Below are 19,700 nucleotides of genomic sequence, written 5' to 3'. Positions count from 1 at the left end.
ATTCAGGTATGAGAGTAGCTAATGCGAGTTATATGCAACGCTGTCTTTAGTAGTAGGTCTTTTATCCTCAATTCTTATTTAGGTTGTTACTATAATTATTATGACTAAAATAGTTAAAAATGGAAATAATAATTTGTTATATTCACTACATATTTACTCTTCAAAAATCTGAACACAAAACCAAAGTACTATATTTGAATAAAATGTTTTTATGGTATAATTTCCTAAAAGGAGTGGTGTTTTTGGGAATTCGAAATTATTTTAAAGTAATAAAAGTTCTAGTATGTTTATCTGTTAGTTTATGCATTATAAATTATCCGACTATTTCCTTTGCAGCAATACTTGATTCTAATGTAGTTAGTGAAAAAAGCAATCCTAATGACATTGATACTGGTATAGCAAACTTGAACTATAATAACAGCGAAGTTTTAGCAGTGAATGGTGATAAGGTTGATCGTTTTGTCCCAAAAGAAGGTATTAATTCAAATGATAAGTTTATAGTGGTTGAACGTAACAAGAAATCACTTACAACTTCACCGGTAGATATTTCTATTATCGACTCTATGGCGAATCGTACATATCCAGGAGCATTACAACTTGCCAACAAAGCTTTTGTAGACAATCAACCTAGTTTATTAGTGGCCAAAAGAAAACCGCTAAATATTAGCATAGATTTACCTGGCATGAAAAGGGAAAATACTACGACCGTGGATAATCCAACATATGGTAATGTTTCTGGGGCAGTAGATGAGTTAGTGTCTACATGGAGTGAAAAATATTCAACAACCCATACTTTACCTGCAAGACTACAATATTCAGAATCTATGGTTTATAGCAAATCTCAAATAGCAAGCGCTCTGAATGTTAACGCCCAAGTTCTTGATAATTCACTGGGAATTGACTTTAATGCAATTGCGAGTGGAGAGAAAAAAGTGATGGTTGCGGCATATAAACAAATATTTTATACCGTAAGTGCAGAATTACCTAACAATCCATCAGACCTTTTTGATGATAGTGTTTCTTTTGAAGAGTTAACCCGTAAAGGTGTAAGTAATAGTGCTCCTCCCGTTATGGTTTCAAATGTAGCGTATGGCAGAACAATTTATGTGAAATTAGAAACAAGCTCTAAGAGTAAGGATGTACAAGCTGCTTTTAAAGCCTTACTGAAGGATGTCAATACTAATGTAGAAACTAGTGGACAATACAAAGATATTTTTGAAGAAAGTTCCTTTACTGCTGTAGTATTAGGGGGAGATTCCCAAAAGCATAACCAGGTTGTTTCAAAAGACTTTAATGATATTAGAAAAATAATTCAGGATAATGCAGAATTTAGTCTTAAAAATCCAGCATACCCAATATCATATACAAGCGTTTTCTTAAAGGATAATTCGATTGCTGCAGTTCATAACAATACAGATTATATCGAGACGACGGCTACAGAATATTCTAAAGGCAAAATCATCCTTGATCATTATGGTGCATATGTTGCTCAATTTGAAGTAGCCTGGGATGAATTTTCTTATGACGAAAACGGAAAAGAAGTACTATCCCATAAAACTTGGGATGGAAGCTGGAAAGACAAAACAGCACATTTCTCTACAGTGATACCACTTCCGCCTAATTCAAAGAATATAAGAATTTATGCAAGAGAATGTACAGGTCTTGCATGGGAATGGTGGAGAACAGTTATTGATGAATACAATGTTCCGTTATCTAATGAAATAAAAGTTTCAATTGGAGGAACAACATTATACCCAACAGGTAATATTAATTAGAATATAAACTCCTGCCTTGGAAAAACAAACGGCTGAGACTCTTGTTACACAAGAACCTCAGCTGTTTTTATTTCCTCAAACATCTATACAAGTATTTGAAGGGTATTAACCGTATCCTATATAACGACGAAAGAAACTTTGTGTTCAATATGTCTCTTTGGGAGCGAAATGGCCGATTCCCTTTAATTCAAAGTCAAAAAATTGAAGAATTAATTCATTTTCAGTTTCAATACAATAGAACTTATCAATATCGGCTTTTCCTCCTTGTAGTATATTTGCCACTATAGGTGAGAATAGCGGTAAATCGGTTAAGCTTAAATGTTTTGCCCCTTTGAAATGAGTAGTATAGGCTCCTTCGAACTGTTTATTATTAAGTTTGTTCGCTACGTAAACAGGAGTACGATCCAGTTGACGCCAAACATCGTCCGAATAAATGTTAAAAAGGGGAGTTGTGTAGGCTTTGCTGCTTGCCATAAAATTATCATCAGCTTTGTTATAAACAAGTTCACTAAAGAAAGGGGCATCGATATTTACTACTGCACTTATATCATCACGCTCTCTACCTAACCACACACTTGCCGCACCTCCCATTGAGTGCCCAAACACACCAATTTTCTCTGTATTAATATGTTGATAAATAGGGTTATTGTCACCTTTAGCTTTTGTAAGTATTGTATCAATGACAAAATTCATATCGTCTGTTCGTAGTTTCATCCATTTTTGAATGATATTGTACCATTCTTCATACGAATAAATACCTTTATTCGTATTATTGACTTCATTTTTAAAATCTGAATTGATCATCGTTACTATTCCATCCTCTGAACGAGTATAGAAGGAATGATAGGGATGATCGATGGAAACGACTACATAACCGTGGCTTGCCAACTCAGTATATGTAGAGGCGTTACCTTCCTTGATCCCATATGCTCCATGTGAGAATACCAAAAGCGGATATGTTCCATCTGCGTTTTTTGGATACCAAAATTCCACATTAACAATTCTGTTGTCTCCCTTGTCAGAAAACTCCTCAATACGATTCTTGTCAATAAATGTGTCAGTAGCGGTTGCGACTTCATATTGTCCTGTCACTTTTGGAGATGGGTGCTGTGGAAAAATAATGACGGGTGAAAGGACAAAGACAAATAACAATATCATCATAATGGACTTCCACACAATGTTAGATGTTTTGAATTGTTTGATATTCGTTATCTTAAGGATAAGAGATACTGTCCCTTTTACGGCTAATAAGAAAAGTAGGAAAGCAAGCATTACCCAGCGGAAATCCCAGACAATCACTGATGAAACAGTAAGTATTGCAAATACGATAAATACTGCAATCCTCATCCAATTCTTTAATTTTTTATGGTTTTGCTTAGTCGCTATGCAGTAGATGGCAAAAGCAATTTCGAAAATCAAAGCCATTGATAATAGTAATATTCCCATAGTCGTTCCTCCACTTCATTGGAAAAATTTTTATGAAATCATCATAATAAACGGATGGAAGGATGTATATGGAAAAACGGTAAGTTGTATTCACAAGCCAATAAGATGCAAAAAAACGGTAAGCTCTAATGCTTACCGTAAAATAATTTATTATAGGTAACTACTGCTTCTCTTGACTATTCATCAAAGTCTTTTTTCATTAATTTTAGTTTTTCATTGATTTTTTTTGCATCTTTTTTATCATTTTGCCATGAGAGTAGACGAACAATGATATAGATTACCGCAATTTGCAGTGCTAGAAAGATTGCACCTGATGCATCATTAACAATATGAATAGCGCTGCCTAAGACAATCAATAAAATCTCCAAAGTGAAGAAATGAATAATGATTCTTATACGCATTTTCTTCTCACTAAGATCATTCGGAGAATAAAAGATAAACCCCGTTAATGCACTTAAAAATGAAGATGCCATAATGATATAAATCGATTTCAAATCAAAGGCCATGTCAGGATAATACATTTGTCGCAACAAAGTAATCACCATGATTATGGATGCGAAGATGATAAAGAAATCCTTAATTATCTCTTGTACAAATTTAAAAAAATTCATATGTATCCCTCTTTATAAACCAAGCATATTTTTAAGGACAGGCACATACTGCCTTGATATAACAGCACGTTCTCCGTTATCCAGCACCGCTTCGAATCGGCCACTTATGGTCGGATAAACAGATGAAATTTTCGTGATGTTTAAAATGGTTGATTTCGATGCGCGAAAACAGTTTTTACCTTTGCATAATTCCTCTAGCTCGTATAGTTTTTGTTTTACCTCAAAAACATTGTCCCTGCAGTACATAAACACTTTTCCCTCGACTGCCTCGAAATAATAAATATCACTAAGCTTAATGCGGTGAATACTATCATTTTGATGACCGAGTAAAATAGGGTTTTCAGTTTTCAGCTTGTTCATAATTGCATTTATTTCTTCATTAACCTCATGACACCTAATAATAATTTCTTCTTCTAATTGTTGGCTTATTTCTTCTATTGAAATTTTCATATTATCACCCACGAAAATTCAAATTATTTCTTTTGCTTGAGGATAAACTGCTAAAAAGGTTTGATTCTAATGATAACACATCCATATATAATGCTATTTTACATTTTATCCCGTTTGGATTTTATTTTATGATAGTATCCAGAATCGGCTAAGTCAAGTGTAGGAAAAAGGGCGAGTTCAGGTAAAGTATAATGAAAATCACAATGGTTATAACTATTATCTTCACTCACCGTACTTAACCCTGACTTTATATTTGGTTGAGCAAATTACGGGTGAATTTGCAGCTAAAACAACTATCGAATTTGTACTATAATTAATTTACTTCTTAATGTAGATACATGTAAAACCATGACCAGATGTACAAGTGATCACGGTAAATATTGGCTTGGAATTTAAAACAAAATGAGTTGCTATCATAAGCAACTCACTATGATCCTTTTTTCTTTCTTAAAACTGAAATCCAACAGACCATGGCACTGAGGAATGCTACTAAAATTACGACAAAAACATTGTTATCCATTGTGAATCCCCTTCCAGTTGGTATTATAATCAGTCTGTCATATTAGTAATATATCAATAATTCGAAAAAATTCAACTGAACATTTTGAGGATAAAAAGTAACAAGCGTTAGGTATAGTATGATGTCTTAGATGTAATCACTAACCCTAAGCTGTTTGCTTTAAGTGGTATTATAATAAATAAAATAATTTGAAGTGAAGTTGATGCTTGAATTGTATTTCAGGAAAAAGTTTGCTAATATATAATTACAATTATGAGAGGACTGATGAATGGACAATGATTAACTAAACTATATTTTTATTTGAAATGAATAACTTCAAACTTCAAATTACAAAATATAGGATTAGTCTGTCCATTTTTATAAATCAGTTTATACGTTTTTTGTCATGGTTCCAATGGCAAAATAGAAATTATTTATGATAAGTGTTAAAGATTAATCCTTCCAATTATTACAAATTGGGAGGGTTTTTTTATTCTCTCATGGTTCATATCAGGAACTTTTAAGAAAGAAAGGAGAGTTAAAAATGAGCGATTCAGATACTATTGTTACGCATGTATTACTCCGTACAAGTCGTTAATATCCATCGAACTTATACGGAGAAATTTACAATGGATGGATATGCCGACTTTGTATAAAAAGTAAAAAGTATAGCTATACAAAGGAGGAATTATCATGTCAATGATACAAGTTCAAAATTTAACTTTTTCTTATCCAAGTAGCTTTGACAATATTTTTGAAAATGTAAACTTTCAAATAGATACGGATTGGAAACTTGGATTTATCGGTAGAAATGGACGAGGAAAAACAACTTTCTTTAATTTATTATTAGGGAATTATGAGTATAGTGGGAAAATCAATTCTTCGGTGGAATTTAATTATTTCCCTTATCCAGTTTCGGATAAAAACAAGTATACTCATGAAATCATGGAAGAAATTTGCCCCCAAGCAGAAGATTGGGAAGTTCTTCGTGAAATATCCTATCTAGACGTTGATGCCGAGGTTATGTATCGACCTTTTAAAACGTTATCAAATGGGGAACAAACAAAGGTGTTGCTTGCTGCACTTTTTTTGACGGAGGGTCAATTTCTATTAATTGATGAGCCGACGAACCATCTAGACACGGAAGCGCGAAAGATGGTCTCTGAATATTTAAGGAAGAAAAAAGGGTTTATATTAATTTCACATGACCGAAACTTTTTAGATGGATGCGTTGACCATATCCTTTCTATAAATAGAGCCAATATTGAAGTTCAAAGTGGTAACTATTCTTCTTGGAAATTAAATTTCGATAGACAGCAGGAACACGAAGAGGCAACTAATGAGCGTTTACAAAAAGACATAGGGAGATTAAAACAGTCTTCCAAGCGGTCATCGGGTTGGTCTAATCAAGTGGAAGCTTCCAAAAATGGGACAACGAATTCGGGCTCTAAGTTAGACAAAGGTTTTGTAGGACATAAAGCAGCAAAGATGATGAAGAGGGCAAAGAACCTTGAGTCAAGGCAACAAAAAGCTATTGAGGAGAAGTCGAAACTGCTAAAAAATGTGGAAAAAACGGAGTCATTAAAATTAGAATCATTGGATTTTCATGCAAATGAATTGATTGTTTTGGCTGATGTGTCTGTTCAGTACGATGACCAAATAGTGAATAAGCCAGTTAGCTTTAAAGTTGAACAAGGTGACCGAATTGTACTTGATGGAAAGAATGGAAGCGGAAAAAGTAGCATCCTCAAACTAATTCAAGGAGATCCGATACAGCATACAGGCTTCATGAATATAGGTTCAGGTCTCATCATTTCCTATGTCCAACAAGATACTTCTCATTTGAAGGGATTATTATCGGACTTTATTGAAGAGCATGAGATTGATGAAACGTTATTTAAATCCATCCTACGAAAGATGGACTTTGACCGAATTCAATTTGAGAAAGATATATCTCATTATTCTGGTGGACAAAAGAAAAAACTGCTGATTGCCAAAAGTTTATGTGAAAAAGCTCATATCTATATTTGGGATGAACCGTTGAATTTTATTGATATTTATTCGCGCATGCAAATTGAGGAGCTTATTCAACGATTTAATCCCACAATGGTGTTTGTTGAACATGATCAGGCATTTCAACAAACAGTTGCAACAAAAACGGTATCTATGTAGGTAATATGAAGTACTGAACTCTTTATAAAAATCATATAAAATCGTTTGAGTAAACAAATATACAGCACTCTTGTTTTAGTTACAATATCGTATCTAAACAAGGGTGCTTTTTGTTTTGTATGAAATCAATCAATATCACTGCAAAAGACCACGTTGCTTGTCAAAAGATTAAGCGTATCATAAATTATGTTGGGAGAATTTTAATATAGCCTTATGTAATATAAAACGAATGATATTATAAAAAACTTGAATGAAAATCCTATTAGCTACAAAGTTAATAGGGTTTCTTAAGTTCAAATTCAAAATGTGTTACAATTCGGATAATTTAAAATATTACACTTGCAATCGAAGCTAATTACGGGTAATGTAGGGATAACTCTATTTGGATAGAAAGGATACAGGAGAACACGTATGCCAAACTTTACTTTGTAATGATTAATAAATTGGATAGCATTGCCCTCAAAAAAACAATGTTTTTTTCAAGGGGGTAGTATGCCCATTTTTCATTACAAAGGAACCGAGCAACCCTGTAGTCTCGATATGACAGGAGGTCCTTATGTGGATCTCCTTTTTTTATTTCATTCATTTTACATTGTACTGCAAGATATCCGAATAGATGCTTGCGTTCCTTTATATCTTATTAAGAGGTGAAGGATAATGTTAAATATTACAATTCGCTGGACACTTTCTCAAATACCTGAATGTACCGTAAAGAAGCACTGCAAAATGTGTGGGAAAATATCTATTTTTACGGATACAAATGTGCGAAGACATAACGCAAACGGAAAAAATATTTACCAATATGCAATTTATAAATGTGAAAAAAATCATACGTGGAACAAAAAGTTAGCTATTTATAAAACGTTCTCAGAGCATGTTGCTGAAATGGAGGAGCACCAAGAAGAATCTTCATTTTTGTCAACGATTCCGATAAACAGCTTCATACAACAAGGCATTAAGATGATATACATTGTACTGGATGATGTGATTGGAAAACATCGAATTGATAAAGTGCTTGCAAACCAAATTGAGGATTGGAGCCGATCACAGATTATCAAAAAAATTGAAAAAGGAACGATTCAATTAAATGATCAAGTCATAAAACCAAGTTCAAGATTGTCAAAGGGCGAACGCATTTCTATATCCATTGACTGAACAAAATACTATCAGGGTTGCAATGTGGTAGATAAAACACTCACACATTTGCAACCTATTTTGTTTGAAGATTCACGGAAGAGGGAAGCGATATTATGAAAAAGGTATTTTTTACATGATGGATAGATTAAGTGATTGAACAGTTGTTTTTGATTTTCCAATGATAAAAAATTGATGCAAAGGGGTATTTAAATGAATTGTCCTCTAAAGAAACGTGTACATTCTTTGTTCCTAAAGGAAGTACAATATTATATTTTCAAGAAAGCTTGAATGCTTATATGACATGTTCAATGTTATATAGACAGTTCTACATTGAAAAGGGAAATTTAACAAAAATTTCTTCCCTAATTACAATTTTTTAAAAATTCACTAATCTTAATAGCCTCCATTCAATTTATTGAATGGAGGACTTAACTTTATCGTATTATTTCAACTTTATACACATGAAATAACTTATGTTTACGAAACAACAATTACTTAGTTCGAAATCACTATGTCATAATTGATCTAACGAAAAAATGAATATGAATATTCGTTAGATCTTAAAAATACGAAAAAATTCAGGAGAGAAAGGGAGTAGTCATCTCTCTCCTGGAAGAAAATGAGAAGCTCTTATACTCAGTAAAAGATACGATTTTATATCATATTATATATAAAACTTATCTTCTAAGTGTAACCGACCCGGTTGCTGAAGCAGTATTACCATTAGTAACCGATAAATAGTTATCCCAAGTTCGGGTAGTGTCATTTTTAGATAAACTATAAGTTCTAGTATGAGTCGTGCTATAGAAATCAGCCGTAAACGTGCGAGAAGTATATCCATCATTATATGACACATTATAGTATGATGAAACTCCTCCGCCCCAACCGATTGTTTTTGTTACACTTGAGCTAGAAGTATTTAATGTAACAAGTTTAGGGGAAATATACGCATCTACGGGAACGTAACGTGGAGTAATAGAATTAGACGGTTCTTCAGCAGTAGATGCAGATGCAGTTGTGTAACCTGCTCCTAAAATAAATGTTGCTGCCAGTGCACTAAATAATAGTTTTTTTGTTTTCATAAATAAAACCCTCCCTGGGATATATTATATTAACATCCAATAAATGTATTAGATGTTAATATTTATTGTATATAAAAACAATTGTATTGTAAATGGTGAATTTTCAAATTATTGTAATATTTTTATTGCCTTACTGGAAATCTATTTTTAAAACAGAGAAGATAAGTTTAACTAGTTGGATACATTATAAATTTAAATGGAATAATATTGATTATATTTGATAAAAATGTATAATTTACATATTATTATAATTCATTTGGTTCATGTACTAGTAAATCAAAAGTGAATGGTGAAAGGCTTGCATTTTAATAATCCAAATTAGGAGGAAAAATATGATAGAGATTAAAAATTTAAAGAAAACTTATACTTATCTTTCTGAAGAATTCGGAATATTTAATGATATTTCATTAGTAATTGATCATGGACAGTGGTGTTCAATTATAGGGCCATCTGGTAGTGGAAAAACCACTTTTTTAAATTGCGTAGCTGGTTTAACACACCCCGATGAAGGTGATGTTCTTTATGAAGCAATCAATATACATAAAATAAAAGAAAAAACAAGAAATAATTATCGAAGACTTAATATGGGGTTTATATTCCAAGACTTCAAACTTCTACCTCATTATTCTGTGTTAGATAATGTAGTGCTTCCATTGTATTATGATGAACCAAAAAGAAACTTATATAGTAGGGCAAGAAATCTTTTGCAAAAAGTAGGTATTTCGGAAAATTTATTTAACAGACTACCGGAAAGTTTATCAGGTGGAGAAAAGCAAAGAGTCGCAATCGCACGTGCCTTAATTGCAAATCCAAAAGTCTTAATTTGCGATGAACCTACAGGCAGCTTAGATTTAGTTAATCGAAATAAAATAATAAATATATTGTTAGAATTAAAGCAAATGGGTTTGACAATTTTATTAGTTACTCATGATGAGGAAGTAGCAAACCAAGGTGATGTGACATATAGATTAAACCTTGGGAAACTAGAAGAAGTCAGAGGAAATAAATTATGATACATTTTGCTTGGAATCGTATAAAAAATAGGAAGTTTGTTTCAATTACAATTATTTTAGTATTTCTTAGCGTATTTCTTTTAATACCTATAGGTCTTGAAAACACCAAGGAAACAAAGTTAGTTGTTCAAAATTCGATTTCTGAACATGGAAGAGGATCCTATGATTTATTAGTACGACCTCCTAACGCTAGGACAAATATTGAAAAAAAGATTGGAATTGTTGAAGAGAATTATATAGGTGATAGTCAAGGTGGAATATCTATGGAGGAATGGAAAAATCTAAAATCTAACCCTGCCATTGAAGTTGCAGCTCCTGTTGCATCGATTGGCTATTTCACTGGTAAACAATTATCTGTTGAATTGCCACAGTTAGATCAATCTACAAGATTCACATGGGAGTTCTATACAACCGATGGCTATCATCATTACTCTCTAAGTCCTCCTCGTAGCCTTATCTATTTTAAAGAATCTAAACCTGGAAATGTTCAATACTTAAAAGATTTGTCTTTAGGAGAAACAGCTTCAGGAGCTACAATGGAAATTATGCTTCCATCCACTTACCATTTACTAGCTGCAATTGATGTTGAAAGTGAACAAAAATTAACAAAAGTTGATTTTTCTGAACTGGAAAATGAAATAAACCCTTTAGAGTTACAAGCAATTCATAGTACTTTTGGTGACATCCCTATTATAAAAGTTATACAAAGAAAGGATATACAAGTCCCCCTAACTTTGAAACTAAAAACAGAGACACTTGATATTGATCTAAAAGATTATAGTAAGAAATTAGGTCTATCAGAACAGGATTGGTTAATGAATTCTGACGAATCAACCCGAAAAAAAATAATAGCGGAGTTAAATCAAAAAGAAGCAAGTTCACCTATTGATCGTGAAATTGATTTATCTTCTTTTCAAAGACCATTTGATGGTACACCAGTGAAAATAAATGAACAATTTAAACCTGAAATTACAGGTAATTTTGTTGCAAATAGAGGAGAAACACCTGTTTTTTTTACTGCTCATAAATTAGAATATGGTCTTTCGGATGAAGTTTTCAAAATAAATATAGTTGAAGAAGGAAGTCCTCCATCCTATAAAGAAATAGATAAAAAAGGGAGTAGTTTATATGAGTCACGAGAGGTACCTTATCTTCTTGAGCAAGTAGGAACTTTTTCAGCTTCGGGAACTGAAACTAAAGAGCTTTCCTCTAGTCCTTTAGGTATATATTCTACAGCTAACATAAAAACTGCACAGGGGCATTTATTACAACCTACTACTATACCGGGAAGCTTTATTGCACAACCTGCTGGTGCATTAATATCGATGGAAACTGCTGAAATTATTAAAGGACCAAAGCCTATTGATGCAATAAGAATAAGAGTAGCAGGTATCAATGAATATAATGGTGAAGCTCAAGAAAAAATTGAAAATGTAGCAATTGATTTACTTAAATCAGGTTATGAAGTGGATATTGTAGCAGGATCTTCTTTTGTTAATCAAACATTAGATGTGGAAGGTATTGGAAAAGTTATAGCGCCTTGGACTACATTAGGTGTAGCACAAGAGCTTGAAGAAAACTGGAATAAATTAACCTTTATTACAACGATATTATTTGTTGTTTTTACGATTGTATGGTTCATAGCAAGGCTTTTATTTGAGAAGATTATACTAAAAAATGAGGATGAATTACTTAGTATAGTGGGCTGGCAACGGAAACATATCATTCAAAGAAATTATTTTGAACAGTATATGTTACTATTTGTAGCATATATAATAAGTCTCCCATTGATCCGATTATTTTCATTAGAAACAAGTGCGTATTTTATTACAACGATTATTTTTCTTATTGGTTTATTAATACTAAGCCTTGTTTTTTCTATTAATAAGCAGGTAAAGAAAAGGCATATTGCTAATAAAAAAGCATACTCATTTCTTTATTATCGGAATATTCTTATACCAACTATGGTCGTTTTGTATGTCTCTACCATTTTATTAATCATTCAAACAACAAGTATTGGAAATGTATTAGTAAATGCTCAAAAATCTTCCTTAGGAGAGTTTACTGTAGATGCAACTTTATGGTTTCAACTATCTATTTTAATTTCTACTTTTATTTTATCCATTTTAGGGCTAAGTGAATGTTTACATGTTTTATTTCAGTCTAGAAGTACAGAGCTGAAAATGTATCATATTATTGGTTGGACAAGGACAAAAACTCTTTTCCATTTATGCAAGGAAGTATTTTTATGGACAGGTATAACAATTATGGCTGGCGTGATAACGGGTCTCGTGCTTCTTCTTGCTATGAACTTTTCAACTGTTTGGATTATTGTAGGCATAGTATCATCGTTAATAACATTAAGCTGTGTTGTTGGGTGTATAACCTTTGCAAAAATTGTATTTTCTTCTTCAGCAATAGTTAAAGATAAATAAGCACCTATTTAGGTCCTTCTACTGGATAACAACTCTTGTCCCATAGACAAACACCTTCACGTTGATTTAATAAGGTACATTACCTGTTTTTCAACGTGAGGTGTTTTTTTATTTGTCTAAAATTCTTTTGAAAAATTCAGTCTCGTATCATTTTTTAAACCTACAATGAAGTCAAAGGAAAGGAGTGTTGTAGATGAAGGTAAAAAAAATAAGTCTTGTTGTAGTTCTATTATTGGCAATTTTCATCACAAATGACGTAGTCGTACAGGCAGACGATCACAAACATGAAGATAAAAAACATGAAAAGTATAAAGAATATAAGGACTACTATAAAGACCACGACGATGATGATGACGACGAGGAATATTACGATGACGATGAAAAAGAGGGTGAAACTTACTATTTTCAAGATGCAGTAACTACAAAAGGGACTTGGAATATTTGGACACGAACAGTTGCAGTAGATAAAGAAGTGTTACCTTTCACAGGCTCTCAAAAGGTCACGTTAAAGGTAGAAGATACAAATAAGGAACTGAGCTTTTTTGTGATACCAAAAGACGGTGAATTTTTTGTACCGGGAAAAGCAGTAGCGGAGGTTTTAGGAGCAAAAGCAACCTTTTATAAAGAAAGTAAAATTTTGGATATACAAAAACGGGGGAATGAATTAATTTACCGTGCTGGAACGAATGTTGTTTATGATAACAGTGTAAAAACACCATCACCTGCACAAGCATTTTATGTAAATGAAGAATTATATTTGCCTATTAGTACTATAACGAATGGCTTAGGTTATATAGCAGAGTGGCAAGAAAGCAACCAAACGTTTGTCTGCCAGCCAATTACGAATTAGGGGGAAGCACTATGAAAGATCCGAAAAAGGCAAAATGGGTATTAGGAGCGTCTGGGATACTTTTATCTGCAGCGATACTAACCCAAATTAATAGCCCAACAGAAGCCGAAATGACACGCACCAATGCTATCCAGGATGTAAATCAGGAAAAGATGACGAAAAAAGAAAAAGAACTAGTACAGCTAGATTGGACAAATTTTGAAGTGACAAGTCAACCTGCTGTCAAAAGTGACCGCAAAACGAAAAGAACGTAATGGAGTGGGTTGTGTGGATACTCTAACTTTACAAATAATGAATACTGAATTTTATCTAGCTATGCCAAAAGGTGTACGTTTTGCATGGAAAGATGAGGCCGAAAAATGGCTTCAATACGTAGCAAAAGAATGGTCAAGATTTCAATCAGATAATGAATTAGCCCAACTTAATAGTTTAGAAGTTGGCGAAACGCTCCGCATTAGTTCGCTCCTATATGATTGTTTAGTGCAAGCGGATCGGTATTATCAACGTTCTAATGGTCTATTTTCTCCATATCTTAAACGTCAATTGGAACTGCATGGCTACAATCAATCTTTCCCGTTTGATAAAGTTAACAGCGTTGACTTGCAAAATAAACCTATGATTGTAGATCAACCGTTTCAATTTCTAGGTGATGAAAAAGTGATGAAGATAGCTCCACAGGAAATTGATTTAGGTGGATTTGCGAAAGGGTATGCCATTGAAAAATTGGCGAATTGGCTTGAGCAAAAGGTATCACCTGATTTCGGATGTATAGACGGGGGAGGGGATATGAAAATGTGGTCTTCCGGGGAAAAGACCTGGACAATTGGTGTTGCAGATGCCTGGGATGTCGACAAGGAAATTAGCTCGATTAAACTAAAAACAGGTGCCATCGCTACTTCGAATCGAGTTTATCGTAGCTGGTTGCAAGGAATTACGAAGAAACATCATTTATTAAATGGACAAACAGGTCAAATCGCCAATACAGAAGTAGTACAAGCTTCAGTCGTTACGTCATCTCTATGTGATGCAGAGGTCGGTGCAAAACTTTGCTTTCTTATGGATGAGGGTGAATTACAGCGATGGTTCGAAAAGAATTGTCAACAAAGTGCTCGCTTCATTGTTAAAGAAGGGCAAGCAGCAAATTGGAAGATGACGGGGGTGAAATAAATGATCATCAGTACTTGGGAATGGATTCGATTATTAGGGTTGTTAGCGTATTTTTACTTTACAATTTCCATTATATTTGGTTTGTTGAGAAAATCATCATTTGTCAAAGCACATAAAAATTTAATTTATCATATACATCAAAATGCGGGCTGGCTAGGGTTAATTACCGTAATCGCACATATGTTAGTGCTTTTAATCGATCGGTTTGAGCCTTTTAGCATAGCGGAGATTTTAATTCCTTTCTCAGCTAAATATCAGTCTCTACCATCGGCTCTTGGAACAATCGCATTTTATTTGTTTTTAATGGTCATCATGACATCGGATTTATGGATTCGAACAATGAATCGCAACTTATGGAAAAAACTTCACTTTCTTGTGTTACCAGCGTGGGCATTTTCACTTGCTCATGGAGTGTTAATTGGAACGGATACAGAAAATACGTTGTTTATATTGTTTTATGTAGTTTCCGGAGGGATTACTATGTTAGTACTGGTAGCAAGAACAATAAGCCAGTTCATGAAAAAAGGAAATGTTTCAACGTCACCTAATCATTAAAAGGAATCGGGGCTGTTATACAAGCCCTGATTCCTTATTAAATAGGGAATTCAATATGAAATGTAGTGCCTTTGTCCACAAAACTTGTCGCATAAATTTTCCCATCGTGCTGCTCCACTATAGCTTTTGCGATGGCAAGACCTAAACCAGAGCCATTTCGTTGACGAGCAGCATCACTACGGTAAAATCGCTCAAACACTAAAGGCAATTCCTGTTCAGTCATACCAATTCCACTATCAGCAACCGTCATTTTTACAGTGTCTTTATTTTGTAAAAGGGTAAGTGTTATGGCTCCACTATTTGTATATCTAATCGCATTGTCTAATAGAATATAAAGCAGTTCTTGTATTTTTGAAGCATCACCGAGTAACTCGATGTTTTCTTGGATTTCTGTAGAAAACTGTATTTCAGGAGGCATAATCCTTTGGAATTTCGTGCTCACTTTTTTAAGTAAAGTTGATAACGGTATGGTATCTTTTTGAATGGAAACTTGCTGCTGATCATGTCTTGCTAAGAACAGCAGTTTTTCTATAAGCTCTTTCATTATTTCAGCCTCATCTTTTAAATCCGTAATTAATTCTTTTCCAAAAGGGCTTAATTGCTTGCCTTCCTCTACTTCTAAAATTTCAAGTGAACTATAAAAAATACTAAGTGGCGTTCGTAATTCATGAGATGCATCGGATACGAATTTTTTTTGTTTATCAAATGACCATTGAATAGGTATCATGGCTTTCCCAGCCATATAATAGGACAGCAGACCGATTAAGACCGTAGAAATACAAGTTAATAATACTAATAAATACTTTGTCATTTGGAAAAAATGATGCTGTGATGTCACAGATTTACCAACGATTATATAACCGGCTACCGTACCGTCGTTGAAAATTGGCTTTTTTAGAAGTAGAAAATGCTCTTCTTGCCATTCATAATGCTGTACGAGGTCTTCATCTGGATTTCTATTGCCAAACGCTTTTTCAATCTGATTTTTCAGTCCCTTGAAAGATTCGTCTCCATGGACAAACTTATGATCCTTTGTGTAAATATAGTAAAAAAAACTGCGATTTGGATCATAGCTTAACGTTTTAGTGTTGGCATGAACATGTTCAAAGAAATCGTGCTCTTGCCGAACATAAAAGTCTTGTAATTCGTTTATTTGTTGATTTTCCATTAATTTTACGAGGGAAAAGTATAGCACAATAACGAATAGTGAAAATAACAACAAGTAAAGTGTTGCATACAAAAAGGATAATTTTTTTTTCGTTTTCTGAAACATTAATCTTCCCTCAGTTTATAGCCAATCCCTCTAACATTTTGAATACGTGATTTGGATTGACCATCATCAATTTTTTTTCGTACAAGCTTGACTAAAGCATCTAAGGAATTATTCGAAACATCGTAATCGTATCCCCAAATATAAATACAAATTTGTTCTCTCGTTAGTACACGACCTTTATTAATAAATAAATACTCTAAAAGTAAAAATTCGTTTTTAGTTAAATCAATACTTTCATTATTATACAAAAACACACGGGAATCTACATTCAGCTGTAATTGATCGATCTGAATGACCTGCTCTATCACTTTATCTTTTCTCCGTAATAATGCACGAATTCTTGCTAACAATTCCTCTATTTTAAATGGCTTTACTATGTAATCATCTGCGCCACTATCAAGTCCTTTAATGATGTCCTCTGTGTCGTCCTTCGCTGTTAGCATTAAAATACTACCATTGAACCCAGTGTTTCGTAATTGCTGGCACACTTGAATTCCGCTAAGGTGCGGCATCATCCAATCCAAAATAACAAGATCAAATTGCTCTATAAGCGTATAGTCTAGCGCTTCCTGTCCATTCGCTGCTTCTGTCACATTGTGAAATTCTTTCTTTAAAATATGAACGATATTTCTTCTTAATCTTGCATCATCTTCTGCTAGTAATATTTTCAAGGCAACTTCCTCCTAGTACCTATATTCAACTAAGTATACACATTAAAAATGAAATGAAACTGAAAAAATTATATGTATTCCATACTTCGATAAGAGTTGAAGTTTTTCCTATCTATAATGTTCTTTAATTGAAATAGGAGGGGAAATAATGAATATTTATAAATTTACAGCATTGTTAGTTTTAACGACCTTTTTAATGGGATCTTCATTTGCCATTGTTAAATTGGGATTACCTTACTCATCGCCACTATTATTGGCTGCACTTCGCTTTCTACTGGCAGGGATTTTGATGGCTGTCGTGGTGTCAGCGTTGAAAAGACCCCATCCAACTTCAAAAGAAGGTTGGATGAAAATTTTAACAATTGGAGCATTTCAAACTGCGGGTGTAATGGGCTGTATTTTTTTAAGCTTACGGACCATTACGGCGAGTGAATCTTCTATTCTAACATTTACGAATCCATTGCTTGTAGTCATATTTGCTACAATATTTACGAAAGCGCGTTACCGATTGTATCAATGGTGTGGTGTTTTCTTGGGGTTAATTGGGGTTACGATTACAATGGGTATGCAGATTGAAGGGGAAATCGGCATTCTTTTTGGTATTCTTTCAGCTGTTTTTTGGGCAATTGCAACATTACTGGCTAAAAAATGGGGAGTTTTATTTGATACATGGGTGCTATCAGCCTATCAAATGCTTTTTGGTGGTTTATTACTTTTATTGGCAAGTTTCGTGTTAGAACAACCATTTTTTACTATGAATGTTCATTCGGTATTCATTTTGTTATGGCTTAGCATTTTCTCGTCAATTGTTCAATTTGCAGGCTGGTATTATCTTTTACAAAATAGTGATCCTGGAAAAACGAGTGCCTTTTTGTTTTTAGCCCCTTTTTTCGGCGTGATAACAGGCTGGATACTATTAAATGATCCGTTAAAACCATCGCTAGTCATAGGAGGGCTGTTTATTATTGTTGGTATTTATTTGGTGAATCGCAACTTTACGGCTCACACAAGGAAAATATCCGCGGAGAATCGAGTATAGACTGTCCGCGGAAAGAAGGCAGAGCCCTATGTTAGTTTAGATATCTAGCTGAAAAACTTCTTTAAAGCCAGCCTTTCCTTTTTCAGTCACTTTAATGGCACGAATTGACGGGACACGAGTCACCCATCCCAAATGTAATAAATGCGCAAGGATCCCTTGACCGAGAGCACCGGCTAGATGATAACGTCGTTCACTCCAATCTAAACAGGCAGGGGAAAATGATCGACGCTTTCTTTTTAAATCAACTAAATCAAGACCGAAATCTGTGAAAAATTGTGCACCTTCAGATGTTATGAGAAACTGCTTCTCTTCTAGTTTTAGATAACCCGCGTTTACCAATGAATCTGTTAATTGAACACCTAGTTTACCTGCTAAATGGTCATAGCAAGTTCTTGCACCCTGTAATAATTTCATTTGACTAGATTGTTTTAAAGAACGTACTTCAGGGGGAGGAGAAATTGCTAAGAAGGATTCGAGGAAATGAGCAATTTCTTCGTCTGCTAATTGAAAATATCGATGACGACCTTGTTTCTCTACTTTAACAAGTTTACCATCTACTAACTTTGCAAGATGAAAGCTAGCAGTCTGAGGCTTAATGGCTGCCATATAAGCTAATTCACTGGCAGTATGAAAACGACCATCCATCATACTAGCGAGCATCGTAGCTCTTGAAGTTTCTCCAAGAAGCGCAGCGATTTCAGCCATGTTTGGATTAATACCCATTTGTCACAATCCTTTCTGCATTTCACATTTCGATATTCGTAATAGTATTTATCGTTTACAATAATACATATTGAGGAGGGAGTAAATAGCTATGAAAACATATTATGCCGTAATTTTTACATCACAAAGAACAGACGAAGATGGAGAAGGCTATGCCAAGATGGCAGAAGTGATGGACGAATTAGCACAAAAACAGCCCGGTTTTCTCCGTGTAGAAAGTGCCAGAAATACTGAAGGAAAGGGAATTACTGTATCCTATTGGGAATCACTAGAGGCTATTCAGGCATGGAAAGAAAATTCAAAACATCTAGTTGCACAGAAATTTGGAAAAGAAAAATGGTATAAGCAATATAATGTGGAAATATGTAAGGTCCTAAAAGATTATTCATTTACAATGTAATTAAATTGGGGAACTTCAAACCAAGTTTATCGGTTTTCCACAAGAAGACTCCTTCCTCAATCACGTGCAGGGCGTAGCACAGTGATAGGTGGGAGATGAATTGTGGTTGGCGTTAGCCAAAAGTATTTAAACACATCATGCCTTATAGTAAAATCAGGCGTATCTAGGTAAGAATATAATATTACTATTGATGAGTGGAATCATGACAAAGATCATGTTCACATTTTGTTTAAAGCAAACCTAATACAGAATTATAGTAAGTTCATCAATGCGTATAAGAGTGCTAGTTCCCGACTGATAAAACGTGACTTCCCATTAGTTCGTAAAAAAACTTTGGAAAGAAATGTTCTGGTCAAGAAGTTTTTGTTTGTTAACTACTGGTGGTTCGCCCATTCATGTGGT

18 protein-coding genes and 1 pseudogene are annotated in these 19,700 nt (G+C 33.9%); 12 read left to right on the top strand and 7 right to left on the bottom strand.

Annotated elements, in window-relative coordinates; all coding sequences use genetic code 11:
• Positions 1-203 precede the first annotated feature (203 nt).
• Positions 204-1,775 carry a thiol-activated cytolysin family protein gene (locus MWJ95_RS07890; RefSeq protein ID WP_283164709.1) on the top strand — a complete coding sequence of 524 codons (1,572 nt, stop codon included), beginning with the start codon at positions 204-206 and terminating at the stop codon, positions 1,773-1,775.
• 144 nt (positions 1,776-1,919) lie between these two features.
• Here MWJ95_RS07890 and MWJ95_RS07885 read toward each other — a convergent pair whose 3' ends face one another.
• The 3 genes from MWJ95_RS07885 to MWJ95_RS07875 form a co-directional block, all read right to left on the bottom strand.
• Complete coding sequence (locus tag MWJ95_RS07885) at positions 1,920-3,221, bottom strand: alpha/beta hydrolase family protein (RefSeq protein WP_249074462.1); 1,302 nt, start codon at positions 3,219-3,221, stop codon at positions 1,920-1,922.
• Between the two features lie 176 nt (positions 3,222-3,397).
• Complete coding sequence (locus MWJ95_RS07880) at positions 3,398-3,832, bottom strand: DUF3021 family protein (protein ID WP_249074463.1); 435 nt, start codon at positions 3,830-3,832, stop codon at positions 3,398-3,400.
• 12 nt (positions 3,833-3,844) lie between these two features.
• Positions 3,845-4,282 (bottom strand): LytTR family DNA-binding domain-containing protein, encoded by a 438-nt coding sequence (locus MWJ95_RS07875; RefSeq protein ID WP_249074464.1) that lies wholly within the window; start codon positions 4,280-4,282, stop codon positions 3,845-3,847.
• A gap of 1,192 nt (positions 4,283-5,474) precedes the next feature.
• Here MWJ95_RS07875 and MWJ95_RS07870 point away from each other — a divergent pair.
• On the top strand, positions 5,475-6,953 hold the full coding sequence (locus MWJ95_RS07870) for an Lsa family ABC-F type ribosomal protection protein (protein WP_249074465.1): 1,479 nt from the start codon (positions 5,475-5,477) through the stop codon (positions 6,951-6,953).
• A gap of 657 nt (positions 6,954-7,610) precedes the next feature.
• Positions 7,611-8,108, top strand: a complete 498-nt coding sequence (locus MWJ95_RS07865; RefSeq protein ID WP_249074466.1) for a S4 domain-containing protein — start codon at positions 7,611-7,613, stop codon at positions 8,106-8,108.
• A gap of 659 nt (positions 8,109-8,767) precedes the next feature.
• On the opposite strand, the gene MWJ95_RS07860 is transcribed toward MWJ95_RS07865, so the two are convergent.
• Entirely contained in the window at positions 8,768-9,172 is a 405-nt protein-coding gene (locus MWJ95_RS07860; protein WP_249074467.1) for a hypothetical protein, read from the bottom strand.
• A 332-nt stretch (positions 9,173-9,504) separates the two neighbouring features.
• On the opposite strand from MWJ95_RS07860, the gene MWJ95_RS07855 reads away from it, so the two are divergent.
• From MWJ95_RS07855 to MWJ95_RS07830, 6 genes are all read left to right on the top strand, one after another.
• Positions 9,505-10,185, top strand: a complete 681-nt coding sequence (locus tag MWJ95_RS07855; protein ID WP_249074468.1) for an ABC transporter ATP-binding protein — start codon at positions 9,505-9,507, stop codon at positions 10,183-10,185.
• The gene (locus MWJ95_RS07850) at positions 10,182-12,620 is read left to right on the top strand and encodes a hypothetical protein (RefSeq protein ID WP_249074469.1); all 2,439 of its coding nucleotides are present in this window, start codon (positions 10,182-10,184) and stop codon (positions 12,618-12,620) included. The genes MWJ95_RS07855 and MWJ95_RS07850 overlap by 4 nt, the downstream gene beginning before the upstream one ends.
• Positions 12,621-12,813: 193 nt before the next feature.
• Positions 12,814-13,470 carry a copper amine oxidase N-terminal domain-containing protein gene (locus MWJ95_RS07845; protein WP_249074470.1) on the top strand — a complete coding sequence of 219 codons (657 nt, stop codon included), beginning with the start codon at positions 12,814-12,816 and terminating at the stop codon, positions 13,468-13,470.
• A gap of 11 nt (positions 13,471-13,481) precedes the next feature.
• Positions 13,482-13,724, top strand: coding sequence for a hypothetical protein (locus MWJ95_RS07840; protein ID WP_249074471.1), 243 nt, complete (start codon positions 13,482-13,484; stop codon positions 13,722-13,724).
• 13 nt (positions 13,725-13,737) lie between these two features.
• Positions 13,738-14,637: an FAD:protein FMN transferase gene (locus tag MWJ95_RS07835; protein WP_249074472.1), complete on the top strand. Its 900-nt coding sequence runs from the start codon at positions 13,738-13,740 to the stop codon at positions 14,635-14,637.
• Entirely contained in the window at positions 14,638-15,192 is a 555-nt protein-coding gene (locus MWJ95_RS07830) for a ferric reductase-like transmembrane domain-containing protein (RefSeq protein ID WP_249074473.1), read from the top strand. It abuts the gene before it with no gap.
• A gap of 37 nt (positions 15,193-15,229) precedes the next feature.
• On the opposite strand, the gene MWJ95_RS07825 is transcribed toward MWJ95_RS07830, so the two are convergent.
• Positions 15,230-16,465, bottom strand: a complete 1,236-nt coding sequence (locus MWJ95_RS07825; RefSeq protein WP_249074474.1) for a sensor histidine kinase — start codon at positions 16,463-16,465, stop codon at positions 15,230-15,232.
• Positions 16,465-17,136 carry a response regulator transcription factor gene (locus tag MWJ95_RS07820; protein WP_249074475.1) on the bottom strand — a complete coding sequence of 224 codons (672 nt, stop codon included), beginning with the start codon at positions 17,134-17,136 and terminating at the stop codon, positions 16,465-16,467. The genes MWJ95_RS07825 and MWJ95_RS07820 overlap by 1 nt, the downstream gene beginning before the upstream one ends.
• A gap of 148 nt (positions 17,137-17,284) precedes the next feature.
• On the opposite strand from MWJ95_RS07820, the gene MWJ95_RS07815 reads away from it, so the two are divergent.
• Entirely contained in the window at positions 17,285-18,175 is an 891-nt protein-coding gene (locus MWJ95_RS07815) for a DMT family transporter (protein WP_249074476.1), read from the top strand.
• A gap of 36 nt (positions 18,176-18,211) precedes the next feature.
• On the opposite strand, the gene MWJ95_RS07810 is transcribed toward MWJ95_RS07815, so the two are convergent.
• Complete coding sequence (locus MWJ95_RS07810) at positions 18,212-18,898, bottom strand: ArsR/SmtB family transcription factor (protein ID WP_249074477.1); 687 nt, start codon at positions 18,896-18,898, stop codon at positions 18,212-18,214.
• A 91-nt stretch (positions 18,899-18,989) separates the two neighbouring features.
• Between MWJ95_RS07810 and MWJ95_RS07805 the strand changes: the two genes are divergently transcribed.
• Entirely contained in the window at positions 18,990-19,298 is a 309-nt protein-coding gene (locus tag MWJ95_RS07805) for an antibiotic biosynthesis monooxygenase family protein (protein WP_249104935.1), read from the top strand.
• A 174-nt stretch (positions 19,299-19,472) separates the two neighbouring features.
• Positions 19,473-19,700, top strand: a pseudogene (tnpA, locus tag MWJ95_RS07800) (IS200/IS605 family transposase); the annotation flags it as partial.

Origin of the sequence: Lysinibacillus sp. Bpr_S20, from assembly GCF_023337835.1 — a bacterium.
Classification (GTDB): Bacteria; Bacillota; Bacilli; order Bacillales_A; family Planococcaceae; genus Lysinibacillus.
This window is presented reverse-complemented; position numbering and strand designations above follow the sequence as displayed.